The organism is Hungatella sp. SL.1.14 (assembly GCF_024460495.1).
Lineage (GTDB): Bacteria > Bacillota > Clostridia > Lachnospirales > Lachnospiraceae > Hungatella > Hungatella hathewayi.
This window is the reverse complement of sequence record NZ_JANFYJ010000015.1, coordinates 57,720-75,213: the sequence shown is the minus strand read 5'-3', so window position 1 is coordinate 75,213 and position 17,494 is coordinate 57,720. Positions and strand designations below refer to the sequence as shown.

General features: G+C 49.7%; 16 protein-coding genes and 1 riboswitch. Of the genes, 13 read left to right on the top strand and 3 right to left on the bottom strand.

Annotated elements, in window-relative coordinates:
• Nucleotides 1–152 precede the first annotated feature (152 nt).
• From NE473_RS16730 to NE473_RS16710, 5 genes are all read left to right on the top strand, one after another.
• Complete coding sequence (locus NE473_RS16730) at nt 153–1,055, top strand: RpnC/YadD family protein (RefSeq protein ID WP_055651095.1); 903 nt, start codon at nt 153–155, stop codon at nt 1,053–1,055.
• A gap of 264 nt (nt 1,056–1,319) precedes the next feature.
• Complete coding sequence (locus NE473_RS16725; RefSeq protein ID WP_022031437.1) at nt 1,320–2,231, top strand: AEC family transporter; 912 nt, start codon at nt 1,320–1,322, stop codon at nt 2,229–2,231.
• A 37-nt stretch (nt 2,232–2,268) separates the two neighbouring features.
• Nucleotides 2,269–3,654, top strand: coding sequence for a sodium-dependent transporter (locus NE473_RS16720; RefSeq protein ID WP_022031438.1), 1,386 nt, complete (start codon nt 2,269–2,271; stop codon nt 3,652–3,654).
• Nucleotides 3,655–3,881: 227 nt separating this feature from the next.
• Entirely contained in the window at nt 3,882–5,831 is a 1,950-nt protein-coding gene (thrS, locus tag NE473_RS16715) for a threonine--tRNA ligase (protein WP_039892072.1), read from the top strand.
• A gap of 73 nt (nt 5,832–5,904) precedes the next feature.
• On the top strand, nt 5,905–6,219 hold the full coding sequence (locus NE473_RS16710; RefSeq protein ID WP_006774784.1) for a DUF1540 domain-containing protein: 315 nt from the start codon (nt 5,905–5,907) through the stop codon (nt 6,217–6,219).
• Between the two features lie 147 nt (nt 6,220–6,366).
• Here the strand turns inward: NE473_RS16710 and NE473_RS16705 are convergent, their stop codons facing one another.
• A complete protein-coding gene (locus NE473_RS16705; protein ID WP_055651147.1) occupies nt 6,367–6,780 on the bottom strand; it encodes an EamA family transporter in 414 nt (137 codons plus the stop codon).
• A 414-nt stretch (nt 6,781–7,194) separates the two neighbouring features.
• On the opposite strand from NE473_RS16705, the gene NE473_RS16700 reads away from it, so the two are divergent.
• Genes NE473_RS16700 through NE473_RS16690 form a run of 3 tightly spaced genes read left to right on the top strand, consistent with a single transcriptional unit; the run spans nt 7,195 to nt 12,628 of the window.
• Nucleotides 7,195–7,722, top strand: coding sequence for an NADH-quinone oxidoreductase subunit NuoE family protein (locus tag NE473_RS16700; protein WP_055651146.1), 528 nt, complete (start codon nt 7,195–7,197; stop codon nt 7,720–7,722).
• Nucleotides 7,723–7,766: 44 nt separating this feature from the next.
• Nucleotides 7,767–10,844 carry an NADH-quinone oxidoreductase subunit NuoF gene (gene nuoF / locus NE473_RS16695; RefSeq protein WP_432762482.1) on the top strand — a complete coding sequence of 1,026 codons (3,078 nt, stop codon included), beginning with the start codon at nt 7,767–7,769 and terminating at the stop codon, nt 10,842–10,844.
• Nucleotides 10,845–10,849: 5 nt separating this feature from the next.
• Nucleotides 10,850–12,628, top strand: a complete 1,779-nt coding sequence (locus NE473_RS16690) for an NADH-dependent [FeFe] hydrogenase, group A6 (RefSeq protein WP_055651093.1) — start codon at nt 10,850–10,852, stop codon at nt 12,626–12,628.
• Nucleotides 12,629–12,663: 35 nt separating this feature from the next.
• Here NE473_RS16690 and NE473_RS16685 read toward each other — a convergent pair whose 3' ends face one another.
• On the bottom strand, nt 12,664–13,557 hold the full coding sequence (locus NE473_RS16685) for a hypothetical protein (RefSeq protein WP_055651092.1): 894 nt from the start codon (nt 13,555–13,557) through the stop codon (nt 12,664–12,666).
• 437 nt (nt 13,558–13,994) lie between these two features.
• Here NE473_RS16685 and infC point away from each other — a divergent pair, with 437 nt between their 5' ends.
• The 3 genes from infC to rplT are packed head-to-tail and all read left to right on the top strand — an operon-like array spanning nt 13,995 to nt 15,100.
• The gene (infC, locus tag NE473_RS16680) at nt 13,995–14,489 is read left to right on the top strand and encodes a translation initiation factor IF-3 (protein WP_006776835.1); all 495 of its coding nucleotides are present in this window, start codon (nt 13,995–13,997) and stop codon (nt 14,487–14,489) included.
• Between the two features lie 27 nt (nt 14,490–14,516).
• Nucleotides 14,517–14,714, top strand: coding sequence for a 50S ribosomal protein L35 (gene rpmI, locus NE473_RS16675; protein WP_002603682.1), 198 nt, complete (start codon nt 14,517–14,519; stop codon nt 14,712–14,714).
• Between the two features lie 29 nt (nt 14,715–14,743).
• Nucleotides 14,744–15,100 (top strand): 50S ribosomal protein L20, encoded by a 357-nt coding sequence (rplT, locus tag NE473_RS16670; protein ID WP_022031446.1) that lies wholly within the window; start codon nt 14,744–14,746, stop codon nt 15,098–15,100.
• A 66-nt stretch (nt 15,101–15,166) separates the two neighbouring features.
• On the opposite strand, the gene NE473_RS16665 is transcribed toward rplT, so the two are convergent.
• On the bottom strand, nt 15,167–15,994 hold the full coding sequence (locus tag NE473_RS16665; protein WP_006776836.1) for a DUF4397 domain-containing protein: 828 nt from the start codon (nt 15,992–15,994) through the stop codon (nt 15,167–15,169).
• A 274-nt stretch (nt 15,995–16,268) separates the two neighbouring features.
• Between NE473_RS16665 and NE473_RS16660 the strand changes: the two genes are divergently transcribed.
• Together NE473_RS16660 and NE473_RS16655 are read left to right on the top strand one after the other, a co-directional pair.
• A complete protein-coding gene (locus NE473_RS16660; protein WP_055651091.1) occupies nt 16,269–16,763 on the top strand; it encodes a hypothetical protein in 495 nt (164 codons plus the stop codon).
• Nucleotides 16,764–16,774: 11 nt separating this feature from the next.
• Nucleotides 16,775–16,987, top strand: a complete 213-nt coding sequence (locus NE473_RS16655; RefSeq protein ID WP_006776839.1) for a helix-turn-helix domain-containing protein — start codon at nt 16,775–16,777, stop codon at nt 16,985–16,987.
• Nucleotides 16,988–17,185: 198 nt separating this feature from the next.
• Nucleotides 17,186–17,286, top strand: a riboswitch (purine riboswitch).
• Nucleotides 17,287–17,494 lie beyond the last annotated feature (208 nt).

Sequence of the window (17,494 nt, the reverse complement as noted above, 5' to 3'; positions counted from 1 at the left end):
GAATTGATAATTGAAAAAAGAGAGGGAGTGATCTGTCTGCCATTATTGTAAGCAGGCTTTATCAGAGTACCGGTTTTTAAAAAGCCGCGGCGGTAATGGTCAAAAATCTGTTGAAAAATACAACTGGTTTCAGTATAATGGAGGTAGGAAACATGGTAAAAGTGAATAAGAAATACAAAGACAGATTATTTCGAATGGTATTCAACCGGAAAGAGGAGCTGCTTTCCCTTTATAATGCCGTGAGTCATTCGGAGTACACCAATCCCGACGATCTTGAGATTAACACGCTGGATGATGTCATTTATATGAAAATGAAGAACGATCTTGCATTTTTGATTGATGACGTTCTTAATCTCTGGGAGCATCAGTCGACCTGGAATCCAAACATGCCGGTACGGGGTACCTTTTATATCGTGGAAGAGTACAGGAAATACATTGATCAGAACGGGCTGAACCTCTATGGAAGCAGCAGGATTACGCTTCCAGTCCCCCAATTTTATGTGTTTTATAATGGATTGAGGGAGGAGCCGGATTACATCGAACTGAAGCTTTCAGATGCATTTTCCCGCGTCCACTCAGAGGTGGAACCGTGTATGGAGTTTAAGGCGGTTATGTTAAACATCAATCGCGGCCATAATGAAGAACTGATGAGGCAGTGTACGACTCTCAGAGAGTATGCGGAGTTCGTGGCACGGATCCGGGATGAAACGGAAGATGGGACGGCTCTGGAAGAGGCGGCTATGAACGTGATGGATTCCTGCATCCGTGATGGAATACTGGCGGAGTTTTTGTCTGTACACAGAGCGGAGGTGTTCGAGGTGCTGTTGACGGAATATGATGAGCAGAGGCATATCGCCAGTGAAAAGGAGATAAGCCGCAGAGAAGGACATATGGAAGGCAGAACGGAAGGAATACTGGAAAAGGCAAAAGAGGTGGCGGCTAACCTGATTAAAAAAGGATTCACTGTGGAGGATGCGGCCTCGATCTGCGGAGAAGATATTTGCAGGGTCAAGGAGTGGCATCGGGAGTGTAAGGCCGCAAAAGAATGCAGATGAAACAAATTGGGTCAAAATGGGGCTTGCCTCACTGGATATTCAGTGGGCGGCTCCTTTTAGCATGAGGAGAGAAGCCGGATGGGAAACGTGGCACATCATAGGTAACTTACAGCGATACAGGCGGCGATTGCTGCCATGAATGAAATTAAAACAGAATCGGTAATTTTCTCTTTACAAAATGTTCATAACAGGTTAGGATAGAAATTGTGTGCAAATTTTAAAAGGCAAAAGACGGCCGGGGAAATGGCCGGGAGGGGACGGGATATGACAGCAGTACTGACAAAAGCATTTGCGTTTGTTGCGATCATTGCCATGGGCTATATTTTGAAGCGGGTTGGATTTTTTCATGCAAAGGATTTTTACCTGATTTCCAATATCGTGATTAAAATAACACTGCCTGCGGCTATTGTATCGAATTTCAGCAAGATAACCATGGATTATTCACTGCTTGCCATGTGTGTAATCGGGCTTCTCTGTAATTTTGTGACGATCGCTGCCGGATATGGAATTAACATAAGAAAGTCGAAGGAGACGCGGGCCTTTGCCATGCTCAATATGTCGGGCTACAATATCGGCAACTTCACCATGCCGTTTGTACAGAGCTTTTTAAGTCCCGTGGGATTTGCTGCCACCAGTCTGTTTGATGCGGGAAACTCCATCATGTGTACGGGGATGACGTTTACGCTGGCGGGAATGGTGGTGGGAGAGGATGAAAAGCCGTCTTTCTCAGGAATGACGAAGAAGCTTTTTTCATCGATTCCATTTGACGCATATATCGTCATGACAATTCTCAGCATATTAAAACTGCAGCTTCCGGCGGTAATGATCAGCTTTGCGGATACAGCAGGCGGCGCCAATGCATTTCTGGCGCTTCTGATGCTCGGAATCGGATTCGAAGTCCACATGGACCGGGAGAAAATCGCACAGATCGTACAGATTCTTGTGATGCGTTACGGTATCGCGGTACTGATGGCTGTGGGCTTTTACTTCCTTGCACCCTTCGGACTGGAAGTGCGCCAGACTCTGGCAATTGTGTCCCTGGGACCGGTGGCTTCCATCGCTCCGGCATTTACAGGGGCTTTAAATGGAGATGTCGAGATGGCGAGCGCGGTTAATTCCCTATCCATCATCATTAGTATTGCTGCGATTACGGCGGCACTGATTCTTTTGCTTTAAAAGTTAAAACTAAGAAATAAGAGGAGTACAGAAAATAATGCATCAGAAAAGAAGCCAGTGGGCAAGCAATGTGGGATTCATACTGGCGGCGGCAGGCTCTGCCGTCGGCCTGGGTAATATATGGAAGTTTCCGGGAAAGGTGGGGGCTTACGGCGGAGGCGCGTTTATTCTCTGCTACATGATTATCGTCGCTCTGATTGGGTTTCCGGTAATGCTGGCCGAATTATCAATTGGAAGGAAGACGCAGAAAAATGTGATCGGAGCGTTCCGGCAGTTGGATAAGCGGTTTTCGTTTGTGGGGGGAATCGGCGTTCTGACGCTCTTTGTAATTATGTCTTACTACAGCATTGTGGGCGGCTGGGTGTTGAAGTATATCTGGGTCTATGTGAGCGGTGCGCATTTTGGGACCGGGCTGAATCCGTATCAGACGTATTTTACGGAATTTATAGCGAAGCCGGCGGAACCGCTGCTCTGGGGAGCCGCCTTTCTTCTCCTGTGTATCTATGTGGTGGTTAAAGGGGTATCATCCGGAATTGAGCGGGTCAGCAAGGTTCTGATGCCTGCGCTGTTTCTGCTCCTTCTGGCCTGCGTAATCCGGTCGGTCACTCTTCCTGGCGCAAAAGAAGGGCTCTCATTTATGCTGACGATCCGGCCGGAAACATTGAACGGCAATACACTGGTGGGAGCATTGGGACAGGCATTCTTTTCCCTTTCTGTGGGCATGGGGATTATGGTGACGTACGGTTCCTACGTTCCGAAGGACGACCATCTGGTGAAGAGTGCGGTCAGCATCTGCGCGCTGGATACCATGGTGGCCATCCTGGCGGCCTTTGCGATTATCCCGGTCGTGTTTGCCACGCTGGGAGCGGAAGGCCTGGGCATGGGAGGCGGATTTGCCTTTATGGCGCTGCCGGAAGTATTCGCCGGTTTTCCGGGCGGCAGGCTGTTCGGACTGGTATTCTTCATCCTCCTGTTCTTTGCGGCCCTGACCAGTGCCATCAGTATTCTGGAGAGCTGTGTGGCGTTTATCAGCGAAGAGTTTCATTTCAGCCGTCTGAAGTCTACCATAGTCTTGTCGGTTCCGATGACGGTTTTGAGCGCCGGATACTCTCTGTCGCAGTCTGATGCGAGAGGCATCAGGCTTCCCTGGTTCGACTTCTCGCAGGGGCTTACCATGCTGCCGATGAATGCAGTGATGGAAAAATTTACGGATAACCTGATGATTCCTCTGGGCGCGCTTGCTTTCTGTCTGTTTGTTGGCTGGGTATGGGGAACGAAGCATGCGGTGGAGGAAATCGAATCGGAGGGAAGATATCCGATGGTGATGAGGAGAAGCTGGAGCTTTATCATTAGATTTCTCGCCCCTCTGGTCATTGCGGTGATCCTGTACTTTACGCTGGGACGCGGTGAAGGGCTTTCCTGAATGAAAAACGGACGCGGCTGCCGGAAGCAAGGGCTGAACTGCTGCCGAAAACGGCAAAAAATGGTTAAAATTCCTTTACAAACAGCGTAAGTCGGTTTAAGATGAAAGATGGTATTTTTGCAGTGTCAAAGGATTCTGAATCAAAGGAAAGCAGAATAAGTATTTGGGAGACTGAAAAGTATGTTGCCTCTGAGAATGGGGAAACTGATAGAAAAGGAGAACGTGAGATGAAAATAACATTAAAAGACGGTTCAGTAAAAGAATATGATCAGGCGGTGTCCGTATATGATATTGCGGCGGATATCAGCGAAGGCCTTGCGAGAAATGCCTGTGCAGGTGAAGTAGACGGCAGGGTTGTGGATTTGAGAACCATGGTGGATCGTGACTGCTGTCTGAATATTCTGACAGTTCATGATCCGGCCGGTCTGGCGGCTTACCGTCATACGACAAGCCATGTGCTGGCACAGGCGGTGAAGCATCTCTATCCGGAGGCTAAGCTGGCTATTGGGCCGTCCATCGAGAACGGTTTTTACTATGATTTTGAGACACCGTCCTTTTCGAGGGAGGATTTAGACAAGATTGAGGCTGAGATGAAAAAGATCATCAAAGCGGGTGAGAAGCTGGAACGTTTTACGCTTCCCCGCGCGGAAGCCGTCAAATTTATGGAGGAAAAGGGAGAACCGTATAAAGTGGAGCTGATCCGGGACTTACCGGAAGATGCGGAGATTTCCTTCTACCGCCAGGGCGACTTTACGGATTTGTGTGCCGGACCTCATTTAATGAGTACGAAGCCGATCAAGGCCTTTAAGCTGACCTCTTCGTCAGGAGCATACTGGAGGGGCAGTGAGAAGAACGCCATGCTGACCCGTGTCTATGGAACCTCATTTGCAAAGAAGGAAGAACTGAACGAGTACCTGGAGTATTTAGCCAATATCAAGAACCGCGACCATAATAAACTGGGACGTGAACTGGAGCTGTTCGCTACCGTGGATGTTATCGGCCAGGGACTTCCGTTACTGATGCCGAAGGGGGCAAAGATCATCCAGACGCTTCAGAGATGGATCGAGGATGAGGAGGAGAAACGCGGCTATATGAGGACAAAGACTCCTCTGATGGCGAAAAAGGATTTATATGTGATTTCCGATCACTGGGATCACTACAAAGAAGGAATGTTTGTGCTGGGCGACGAGGAGAAGGACGATGAGGTGTTCGCACTGCGTCCCATGACCTGTCCATTCCAGTATTATGTATACAAACAGAGCCCCAAGTCTTACCGTGATCTGCCGTGCAGATACGGCGAGACCTCCACTCTTTTCCGCAACGAGGATTCAGGCGAGATGCACGGCCTGACCCGTGTGCGCCAGTTTACCATTTCAGAGGGCCATCTTGTGGTGAGACCGGATCAGCTGGAGGAGGAGTTCAAGGGCTGTGTGGATCTGGCGAAATACTGCCTGACGACGCTGGGACTGGAAGAAGACGTGACCTACCGCATGTCCAAATGGGATCCGGAGAAAGCCGACCATTATCTGGGAAATGCCGAGATGTGGGATGAGGTTGAGGCTGCCATGAGAAAGATCCTCGACGATATCGGAATCGAATATACGGAAGAAGTGGGCGAAGCTGCTTTCTATGGTCCGAAGCTGGATATTCAGGCGAAAAATGTCTACGGCAAGGAAGACACCATGATCACCATTCAGCTGGATATGTTCCTGGCTGAGCGGTTCGACATGAGCTTCGTGGATAAGGATGGCACAAAGAAACGTCCGTATATTATCCATCGTACCTCTATGGGGTGCTATGAGAGAACCCTGGCATGGCTGATTGAGAAGTATGAGGGCGCGTTCCCGACATGGCTGTGCCCGGAACAGGTGAGAGTGCTTCCGATTTCCGAAAAGTATCATGATTATGCGGAAAAGGTGGAGAGCGAGCTTAAGTCAAACGGCATTCTGGCAACTGTGGATGAGCGCGCGGAGAAGATTGGATACAAGATCAGGGAGGCGCGTCTGGCGAAGCTTCCGTACATGCTGGTAGTCGGACAGAAGGAAGAGGAGGACGGCCTTGTGTCTGTCCGCAGCCGTTTTAACGGAGACGAAGGACAGAAGTCCCTTTCCGATTTCATCGACGCCATCAGCCGCGAAATCCGTACAAAGGAAATTAAGACAATTAATGTCGAATAGTTCCTGTCCCGTCTGTGCATAATAACTCCTGCAGAAGCGATAGAATTTTAGAATTCTCAAGGAGGGATATTCCATGACGAGATTAGACTGTAACGTGACAAACTGCCTTCACAATGCGGAAAACTGCTGCTGTAAGGCTGCAATTATCGTAGAAGGCGAGCAGGCAAAAGATACGTGTGATACGTGCTGCGGCAGCTTTGACGAGAATAAGGACGGCGCTTACCATAACCTGTTCAAAACACCGGAAAACAGGCTGGAGGTAGACTGTGAAGCAGTGAACTGTGTGTACAACGAAGGCCGCCACTGTTCGGCGGATCATATCGGAATCGCAGGAGACGGTGCGAGAGAGGCCAGTCATACAGAATGCGCATCCTTCAGGGAAAGATAGAAGAAGCGCAATAGAACGATGGGGCTGTTGCAAAAGCAGATAAATAATCTGCTGGAGCAGCAGCTCCTTTTCTGCGTCAAAAAAACAGAAAAGAGGGTGCCGCCCAATCATCTGTTTTGATGATTTTGCGGCACCCTTTCGTGCCTGCTACAGAATCATAAAAAAGGTTCCGGCCGTAATGAGCAGGATTCCCACCAGTTTTTTGATGGTGATCTGCTCATGCAGGAAGAGAAAGGCCAGAATGACGGTGAGCACGATACTGAACTTGTCTACCGGTACCACCCTGGAAGCCTCTCCCATCTGGAGCGCCTTGTAGTAGCAGATCCAGGAGGCGCCGGTGGCAAGACCGGAAAGGATCAGGAAAATCCAGCTTTTCCTGCCGATATCAGGGAGACCGCTCTGCGTGTTGGTTATGAACACGACGGCCCAGGCCATAATCACTACCACGACGGTTCTGACCGCGGTAGCCAGGTTGGAGTTGACGCCTTCAATCCCTACTTTGGCGAGTATGGACGTCAGGGCGGCGAAAACCGATGAGAGGAGAGCGAATAGAAACCACATGGCTGAGATTCCACCTTTCATATAGTTCCGTGCGCCTCCGGCTATTTTTCTGCCTGCCGTAAGCGCTGGGACGGATAAAATGATTGTAATATATTTTTCGATGAAATTCAATTAAATCAGCCTGTAAAAGTTCGGAGCAGTAACTGTAACTCCGCGGATTGTGTTAGAAAAAAAACAATGGCTTGACAGGAGTTGTCACCACATGGTAGTATGAAACTATAAAAAAGTTAGATTACCTAAAATTTTTTTAGAATTTGGAATAGTGAGGAATGACAATGCCGGGATACTGTTTTGAGCGTAAGAGATTTTGGTGTTTCAATTATACAGGGTGTAAGAGAGAGAGCAGCTGATCAGGCTGCTCTCTTTTTAACTTTGTATAATTTTTCACAATATAATGAGGAGGTAGGAATCATGATGAAAGAAAACACGGAACATTGCTGCTGCGAAGGGTGTGACAGCAGTCCTGAAACTCTGCTTGGACGGATTGGGGAACTGGCTTCGGAGTACAGGGGAAAGGAAGGATCGCTGATATCGGTGCTTCATATGGCACAGGGAATCTATGGATATCTGCCGCTGGAGGTACAAAAAACGGTTGCGGATGCGCTGGATCTTCCGCTGTCCGAGGTATCGGGGGTGGTGACCTTTTATTCCTTCTTCTCCACTCAGCCGAGAGGAGAACACACCATCCGTGTCTGTCTCGGAACGGCATGCTACGTGCGGGGAGGAAAGAAGATATCGGAGCGGCTTCAGGAACTTTTAAACGTGAAGATCGGCGATACGACAGAGGATCGGAAGTTCACACTGGAAGTGGCGCGGTGTATCGGGGCCTGCGGTCTGGCGCCGGCGATGTCTATTGACGGCCAGGTTTATAAACAGGTGAATCCGGATAAACTGGAGCAGATTCTTGCGAGATATTATGATGAGAATGCTGAGTGCTCATAATGGGGAGGAATAATGGGATGGAAAGAAAAATCAAAAATTCTGCCATGCTTGCAGAAATAAAACAGGATTACATAGAAAAAAGAAAATCCTTCAAACGTCAGGTTCTGGTCTGCGGCGGAGCGGGCTGCATCTCCTCTCACTGCGGAGAGGTTCAGGAGGCGCTTAAGAAGTCTCTCGCAGACCATCAGCTGGAGTCGGAGGTAGAGATTCTGGTGACCGGCTGTATGGGAACCTGTGCCGCGGGGCCCGTTCTTCTGGTGGAACCGGATGGGATTTTCTACACGGCCATGAATCCGCAGAAGGTAGCGGATCTCGTGGAACGCCATCTGGTACACGGGGAAGTCTGTGAAGAATATACGTTCTACGACACCGAGGAGGAGCGTTACATTCCGAAGCTGGACGACATTCCTTTCTTCAAGGAGCAGGTCCGCATCGCACTGCGCAACTGCGGACGCATGGAATTTGCCTCTATAGAAGCTTATATAGCGAGAGACGGTTACGCAGCCGCCGCAAAGGCACTGGATCACTTAAGCAGGGAAGAGGTGGTTGAGATCGTGAAAGCCTCCGGACTTCGCGGCCGGGGCGGCGCAGGATTCCCCACGGGAATCAAATGGGAATCAGGCATGAAAGCCGTGTCGGAGGACGGACAGAAATACATGGTCTGCAACGCCGATGAGGGGGATCCCGGCGCGTTCATGGACCGCAGTATTCTGGAGGGCGATCCCCACAGCATCATCGAGGGCATGATGCTGGGCGCCTACGCCATCGGTGCGGACAAAGGATATGTCTACGTCAGGGCGGAATATCCCATCGCGGTTGAACGCCTTTCCGACGCGATCGGGCAGGCGCGAGAGAGAGGACTGCTGGGAACCGATATTCTGGGAAGCGGATTTCAGTTCGATCTGGAGATTCGGATTGGCGCGGGCGCGTTTGTCTGTGGTGAGGAGACTTCTCTTCTGGCCTCCATCGAGGGAAAACGCGGGGAGCCGAGACAGAAGCCGCCGTTTCCGTTTGAACGGGGCTTATTCGATAAGCCGACCATTATCAACAACGTGGAGACTCTGGCAAACGCAGCGCCGATTATCCTGAACGGAGCCGCGTGGTACCGTCAGTTCGGCACGGAAAAAAGTGCGGGCACCAAGGTGTTTGCCCTTGCAGGGGACATTATCAACGCGGGAATCATTGAGGTTCCTATGGGAATACGTCTGGGAGACATTATCTATAAAATCGGCGGAGGCATCACCGGAGGCCGGAAGTTTAAGGCGATCCAGTCCGGCGGTCCTTCCGGCGGCTGTCTCACCGGGGAACACTTAAACACGGCGGTGGATTATGAATCCCTGGCAAAGCTGGGGGCCATCATGGGATCCGGCGGTCTGGTGGTCATGAGTGAAAACACATGTATGGTCGATACCGCCAGATATTTTATGGACTTTATCCGCGATGAGTCCTGCGGCAAGTGCCTGCCCTGCAGGAACGGTACGAAGCGCATGCTGGAGATTCTGGAACGGATTACGGAGGGCAGGGGAGAAGAAGGTGACTTAGAGCTTTTGGAGGAGCTGGCTGAGACGATCAGGCAGACAGCCATGTGCGGCCTGGGCCAGACAGCTCCCAATCCGGTGCTTTCCACACTCCGGTATTTTAGAAATGAGTACGAAGAACATATTTATGAGAAACACTGCCGTGCAGGAGTCTGCTCCGAACTGCAGACTTCGCCGTGCCGCAACGCCTGTCCGGCCAATGTATTTGTACCGGGCTATATCAGCCTTCTCTCCGCCGGACGGTTTGAGGACGCGTACAGGCTGATCCGTCAGGATAACCCGTTCCCGTCTGTCTGCGGCCGTATCTGTACGCATCCGTGCGAGGACCGCTGCCGCCGGGCTCAGGTAGATGAAGCCGTTTCCATCTGCTCGCTCAAGCGTTTCATCGGGGACTACGTGCTTCAGGATGGGTATGAGATTCCGAAGGTGGAGGCAAAGCCGTCCACAGGAAAGCGGATTTCTGTCGTAGGCGGCGGCCCCTCCGGTTTAACCTGCGCTTACTATCTGGCTAATTTAGGTCATGAGGTTCATGTCTATGAGGCGGAAAATGTCGCCGGCGGAGTCCTCTACTGGGGAATTCCGGAGTACCGCCTTCCCAAGGATGTGCTGGCAAAAGAGGTGAAGGCCATCGAACAGAGCGGCGTCAGCATCCACTGCAATGTGAGAGTGGGAGAGACGATTTCCTTCGAAGCGCTGAAAAGCCAGAGCGACGCCGTCTATGTGGCGATCGGGACACAGCAGTCGAGAACACTGGGCATACCGGGAGAGGATTTACCGGGAGTGGAAAACGGCCTGATTTTCTTAAAACGGATCGGTTTAAAGCAGAATTTCACGGTTCCGGAACGCCTTGTCGTCATAGGCGGCGGAAGCACGGCCATGGACGTGGCGCGCACGGCGGTTCGTCTTGGCTCGAAGGAAGTGACGGTGGTTTACCGCAGAACAGAGAGGGAGATGCCGGCGGGAGCCGAGGAGATTCAGGAAGCGAGAGAAGAGGGAATCCGTATCATCACCCTGGCTTCTCCGGTGAGAATTATGGAACGAGGCGGCGCAGTCTGCGGCATCGAACTGGTAAAACGGCAGCTTACGGACTACGGCTCAGATGGACGGCGCAGAAGTGCGCATATCGAGGGCTCTGAGTTTGTACTGGAGTGTGACGGCATCATAACGGCGATCAACCAGGATGTAGATCACAAATTCCATCAGACAACCCAGCTTGATTTCGACGGAAAGGGCAGGATCGACGTTCATCAGTTTACCAGCCGTACTTCGGAGGAAGGCGTGTTTGCAGGCGGCGATACGAGCCCGTGGGGAGCCAACGTAGCCGTCAATGCCATCGCCGACGGAAAGAAGGCAGCCGTCAATATCGACAAGTACTTAGGCGGCAGCGGAGAACTGAATATGGGTGAGTGGATGGAGATTCCGGTGATTCCGGATATGGAGGTGACCGAGCCGCATATGAGATTCCCGGTCAGAACGCTTCCTGTAGATGAGAGGATCGACAACTTTAAGGAAGTGGCGTGCGGCTTCCACAAATTAGACGCAATCGGTGAGGCCTTCCGGTGCCTGCACTGTGACAGGAGGTAAGAGAGATGATAAAGCTGACAATCAACGGAAAAGCAATAGAAATAGAAGAGGGAGCGACGATCATGGAGGCAGCCGCCGGAGCCGGCATCAAAATCCCGAGCCTCTGTCACTTAAAAGGCGTTCATACCTACGGTTCCTGCCGGATCTGCGTTGTGGAGGTAGAGGGAATGAAAAATCTCCAGGCTTCCTGTATCGTTAAGGCGCGCGAAGGCATGGTGGTGCATACGAACTCTCCAAAGGTGCGCGCGGCCAGGAAGGTCCTGTACGAACTGCTGCTTTCCGACCATCCGAAGGACTGCTTAAGCTGCGGCAGAAACCAGAACTGCGAACTTCAGGAGCTGGGTTATGAACTGGGGGTCACGGAGAGCAGGCTGGAGGGAGAACGTTCGCAGTGTAGCGTGGATATTTCCCCTTCCATCACCAGGGATACCAGCAAATGCATACTCTGCCGCCGCTGTGTGACCGTGTGCAACGAGATTCAGCATGTGGGAGCCATACAGGCGCAGAACCGCGGCTTTGATACGGTGATCAGTCCGGCCATGGGGCTTCCGCTTAATTCCACGGCCTGTGCGATGTGCGGCCAGTGTACGGTAGTCTGTCCCACCGGAGCGCTGCAGGAGACCGATGGACTGAGCCGGGTGTGGAAGGCTCTGGCTGATCCGGGCAAACGCGTGGCTGTCTCAGTGGCACCCGCTGTCCGGGCGGCTCTTGGCGAAGAATTCGGACTTCCCTGCGGAACACCCGTAACCGGGAAAATGGCTTCCGCTCTCCATGAACTGGGCTTTGACGATGTGTTTGACACTCTGTTCTCAGCGGATTTAACCATCATTGAGGAAGGAACAGAGCTTCTTCAGCGGCTTCAGGCCGTGCTCACAGGAGGAGATGCGGTTCTCCCGATGATCACCAGCTGTTCCCCGGGCTGGATCAAGCATATTGAGCATCAGTTCCCGGAGGAGCTTAACCACTTATCCACCTGTAAGAGTCCGCATACCATGATGGGAGCGGTGGTAAAATCGTTCTATGCGGACCGCCTTTCCATGGATCCGAAGGATTTATACGTTGTCTCTGTAATGCCGTGTACGGCGAAAAAGTATGAAATCCAGCGGGAGGAGATGGAGGTAGACGGAAACCGCGACGTGGATGCGGTTATTACCACCAGGGAGCTGGCGCGGATGATCAAGTCGGCAGGAATCGATTTCGTAAATCTGCCGGAAGGAAGCTTTGACGCACCGCTGGGACTCTCCACGGGAGCTGCCGATATCTTCGGCGTAACCGGAGGTGTTATGGAGGCTGCACTGCGGACCGTATACGAGCTGGTAACGGGAAGGGAACTGCCTTTTGAGGGGCTCCATGTGACGCCAATTGTGGGGCTGGAACAGATTAAGACTGCGAGCTTCGTCATAGAAGATACGCTTCCGGAGTATAAGCATCTGGAGGGTGTGGAATTGAAGATAGCGGTCACCAGCGGACTGGAAGGAGCCTCCATGCTGATGAGAGAGGTGGCGGACGGTACTTCGCCGTACCATTTCATTGAAGTCATGGGATGCCCGGGAGGCTGTATCGCAGGCGGCGGCCAGCCGCGCCCGAAGGACGAGGATTTCCGCAGGAAGCGTGCGGCGGCTCTCTACAGCGAGGATGAGCACAAACCTCTGCGCAAGTCTCACGAGAATCCGGATCTGATGAAGCTTTATGAGGATTTCCTGGGAGAGCCGGGAGGTCATCTGGCCCATAAGCTTCTGCATACCCATTATGTGAAACGCGGGAAATACAACGAGCTGGTATAAAACCGGTATAAGAAATGAAGAAAGAGACGGTTTCCTCATGAAACAGGGGAATCCGTCTCCTTTGCTGTACCTGGATCGCCTTTGGGCAGAAGCTCATGAGGAACGTAGGAAATAGACAACCGATCTTCTTCCGGGAGGCCGTTGTAGAATTCCAGCCATTCAAGGGTATCCTCACTTAAGTCTGATTCCTGAAAAAAATGTCCCTCATATTCCACGGTACCGTCTGACAGAAACAGGGTGTAAGAATCCCCGGTCCGGACCGCCATGGCGCCGTCCCAGAGAGAGATGTATCCGTCACCCTTTCCTCCGAAGTTGGCCTGACCGTTCTCCGAGGGGACGATTAAAGGGTCAATGATGGAAGAAAAACTGCCGTCCTCGGTTCCGCAGGTGGGGTGTGCGGCTCTGTCCGTACTGATAAACAGGGTATCTCTGGCATAAAACATGGGAGAAAGCGGAGCTTTTTCGATCTGCCCCATCTCCATTAAGGAAGCAAGAGTATGGGGATCAATGGAAGCGCGGCTCCCTTTTCTGAGCAGTTCGCACCCATATACCGTGGTCTGTCCGGGCCATGTCTCCATAATCAGCCCTGTTTTCATCGATACGGCATCGCCGTCCTCCAGGGTATTTAAGACACTTCTGTCATCGGAAGCGTACGAAAAGCAGACAGGGCCGTAATCGTCAATCACGAGGATGCCGTCCCCGCCCGTGGATTTTAAAAATCTGCCGGTGCACTCGGAGACGTCGGAAGGGATTTCCGTTCCGGTATTTTGGCTTGCTGCCATGGGTTCCTCTGCCATGGGTTCCTCGGTCACGCCTTCCACGGTCGCTGCCGGATCATCAGCCGGTACCGGACTGGCCTGCCGGCTGGAACAGGCGCTGAGGGCGGCAGTGAGCAGAAGGGCGGAAAACAGAATTATTTTCTTATTCAAGGTGAGTTCCTCCTGTTTTTTATACTGCATCTATGGTATCATCATTTTATATGTTTACAATACCACAATCTTACTTTTGGTTCTTTACTTATTCCTTGCAAATTCCGTAAGATTCAAAGGCAGAAGGGGATATGGCGGAGGACGGATGTGAAAACAGTCTGAAATTATTAAAAATAAATCTGCAAAATCCTTGACATTTCTCTCCGTTTATTGTAGACTATAACAAGTTGTGGAAACAACAGTCAGGAAAGTAGGTATCCGCCTCACCACGGCACGAGTAAGTGACCCTGGTTCATAGCCTTATTTACATAGGTATTCTGTGTAGAGACTTTGATGGTGGGTAGCGTTTGTCTATCTACTTTTTTTGTGCCCTGACGGGCAGTAATGTGAATTCCGACCAAACACACTATAGGAGGTGCACGACAATTAGCGATTTAATGATTAACGAACAAATCAGAGATAAGGAAGTTCGGTTGATTGGTGAAGATGGAGAACAGTTAGGGGTTATGCCTGCGAGAGATGCCTTACAGATGGCGAAAGAAGCAGAGCTGGACCTTGTAAAGATTGCTCCGACCGCAAAGCCACCGGTTTGTAAGATTATCGATTACGGTAAGTACAGATACGAACTGGCAAGAAAAGAAAAAGAAGCTAAGAAGAAACAGAAGGTAATCGAAGTAAAGGAAGTTCGTTTATCTCCCAACATTGACACAAATGACTTAAACACAAAGATGGGCGCCGCAAGGAAGTTCCTCGAAAAAGGAGATAAAGTTAAGGTAACCTTACGTTTCAGAGGTCGTGAGATGGCGCATATGTCAAAGTCAAGATATATTCTTGAAGATTTCGCAAAGGAATTAGCCGATATAGCGGTGATTGACAAGCCGTCCAAAGTGGAAGGAAGAAGCATGGTTATGTTTTTAACACCAAAACGTTAATAGAACATTATCAAGGAGGAAAATACAATGCCTAAATTAAAAACAAGCAGAGCAGCTGCAAAGCGTTTCAAAAAGACCGGTACAGGAAAGCTTGTAAGAAACAAAGCTTACAAATCTCACATCTTAACTAAGAAGTCTACAAAGAGAAAAAGAAATCTTAGAAAAGATATCGTTACAGATGCAACCAACGCAAAAGTAATGAAGAAGATTTTACCATATTTATAGGATCTTAAGTTAAGAAGGAGGAAAAACCGATGGCAAGAATTAAAGGCGGTATGAACGCTAAGAAGAGACATAACAGAGTGTTAAAGATGGCTAAAGGCTACAGAGGCGCTCGTTCCAAACAGTATAGAGTAGCAAAGCAGTCCGTAATGAGAGCATTAACAAGCTCCTACGCGGGAAGAAAAGAAAGAAAGAGACAGTTCAGACAGTTATGGATTGCACGTATCAATGCGGCAGCAAGAATCAATGGCTTATCCTACAGCGTATTTATGCATGGATTAAAGCTGGCTGGTGTTGATTTAAACAGAAAAGTCCTGGCTGACATGGCTGTTAATGATGCAGAAGGCTTCGCTAAATTAGCAGAACTGGCTAAATCCAAAGTAGCTTAATGATAAATAAATCCCCTGTAAACATTGTGTTTACAGGGGATTTTTGCATTTTGACGATCTGTGGGATCAGTATCTCCGGTCCTCTACCAGCAGGGTCTGGATGGTATCCGGGGAAGTATTCCAGTTTAACACATAGAGCGTGTAGATCCTTCCGGGCCGCATGGTGATTGTGGTGGTGACGAGAGGCACCTGCGGCCGTGCAGAACGGGCCACGTTAACCGTATAGGTTCCGCTCATCATGGAGCTGAAGCTGGCTGCCTGTTTAAAGTTAACGGAGTTAAAGTAGACATTGCCAATGACAGCATTTACGGGGCCGCTGTAATAAGCCAGATTGCATACTCTGAAGCATGCATTTGCATTGGGCGTAGGACATGTAGTGTCGGCGATGGATGTCAGGTCCAGACCGGTGTCTGAATTGATGATTGCGATGGTTGCCATGCCGTCTCCGACGTAAAGGGATTTCTGGAGATAAGTATAGCCGTTGGCAACGATCGAGAATCTGTGATATCCCTGCGTGATCTGCTGGTATCTGGTAAGCTCCGGGAACTCAAGATTGGAGTAAACCGGCCGGTTGTCAATGTAGATCGTGAATGCATTATATCCGGTTGCAGCATTCAGAAACCGGATGCTTCCGCGTGCCCATTGATTGTTATTACAGAACAGGCATGGCATTGGCGTCGGAATGAAAGGCGGATAAATGGGGCGGTCCGGGAAGGGACGGTCAGGAGGATAGGGGCGGTCCGGGTAGATGGGAGGCATAACTGAAAAATCCGGATCTATATCCTCGTCGAACGGAGGAATCACTGTGTTGTAGTCCGGCACCAAAAATCCCGGATCAACAGGTTCGTCGTCTGCCTGTGCGGCAGAAAGTGGGAGCGTTTCAAATTGAGTCATAAGAACTTCCTTATTATCACTTTATAATTAGTATATTGCTGTTTTTTTAAGGAGTGCCCCTAATTTGATGATTTTACGTAAAAAACTTTGGCGGCATTAACAGAAATGGTCCTGAAATGAGAGGAGAAAGGGAGAGAAGAAAGTACTTGCTTTTTAAAATGCACAACGAAAAACATATAAAATTTAATGATAATCATTAAAAATACTTGATAAACAAAAGAACAGGTGGTATAGTAAAAGAAAAAGCAGTCAATCTCACAGAGGAGGAGACAAAATGAAAGAGAACGATTTTAATCTGGATACCACCGTACGGGAGAAAAAAGTTTTTTTAAAGAAAATTCGTATAGTGTTTACTGCGGCTTTGTTTTTGACCGGCGTTCTGTCGCTTCTGGGACTGATGATGAGCGCCTGGGGAATCAAAAACAGGATCTGGCTGCAAATGGGCCTGGCCGATTTTGTATGGAATATGGTTTTGACCGCCGTGATGATTCTGGTTTTCGTTTCCTTAGTTAAGATCGCTGCAGACGAACAGCCATTTTCCAGGACGCTGACGTGGAGCATTCGCATGATTGGCATTCTGCTGCTGACTGCATCGTTCGTGATACCGAGACTGGAGGGGTATCAGTCTTCCGGTTATGAATTCCTGTCTCGGGGGAGTTTTGTACTGATTGATGCGGCCATCTTTATTCCCGGATTACTGTTCGTTATTTTAGGGAATATCATTATGGAAGGGTTTTCCATGCAGAAGGAAATGGATGAGATCCTGTAGGAGGGCGGAAGATGGCTATTATTTTGCGATTGGACCGTGTTATGGCAGACAGAAAGATTTCCTTAAACGATCTTTCTAAAAAGGTTGGAATATCCACCGTGAATCTTTCCAATTTAAAAACGGGGAAGGTAAAGGCAATCCGTTTCTCGACGTTAGATGCCATTTGCAGAGAACTGAACTGTCAGCCCGGGGATATCCTGGAATATACAGGAGATGCGGACTGAAAAACGAATACCATTCAGAATCGTCAGGGGAATGCTCAGAATCCACAATGAAATCTCTAAAAAATGAAGGAAAGAAAAAATTGTTTTATTATGCATGATATCTAAAATAATTTAAGAGCACCTAAAAAATATATTGACTTTAATAAGAAAACTGCTTATAATTAATCTTATCAAATCAATGTTTTTGTGAAAAATGAATAGAAATAACCGTATGCATCTTGTATATGTCCGGGATAATGGCCTGGACGTTTCTATCCGACTTCCTAAATGTCAGGGCTACAGGAGCAGCTTTTATGCTGCCTGTCTCCGGCAGCCGGGAAGTCTTTTTTGATCAGCCGCACGATGATGCGGTCCGTCAAAAAAGGCGGGCCTGGCGGTCCGGAATGACACGCAATACGGCAGATTCCGATTCTTATGGTAATAAGGGGGTGAACGACGACTGAAAATGCGCCGTAGATGAAGGAAACTGCAGACGGGGGTTCTCTGACCTGCGGGAGGGAGCAGAAC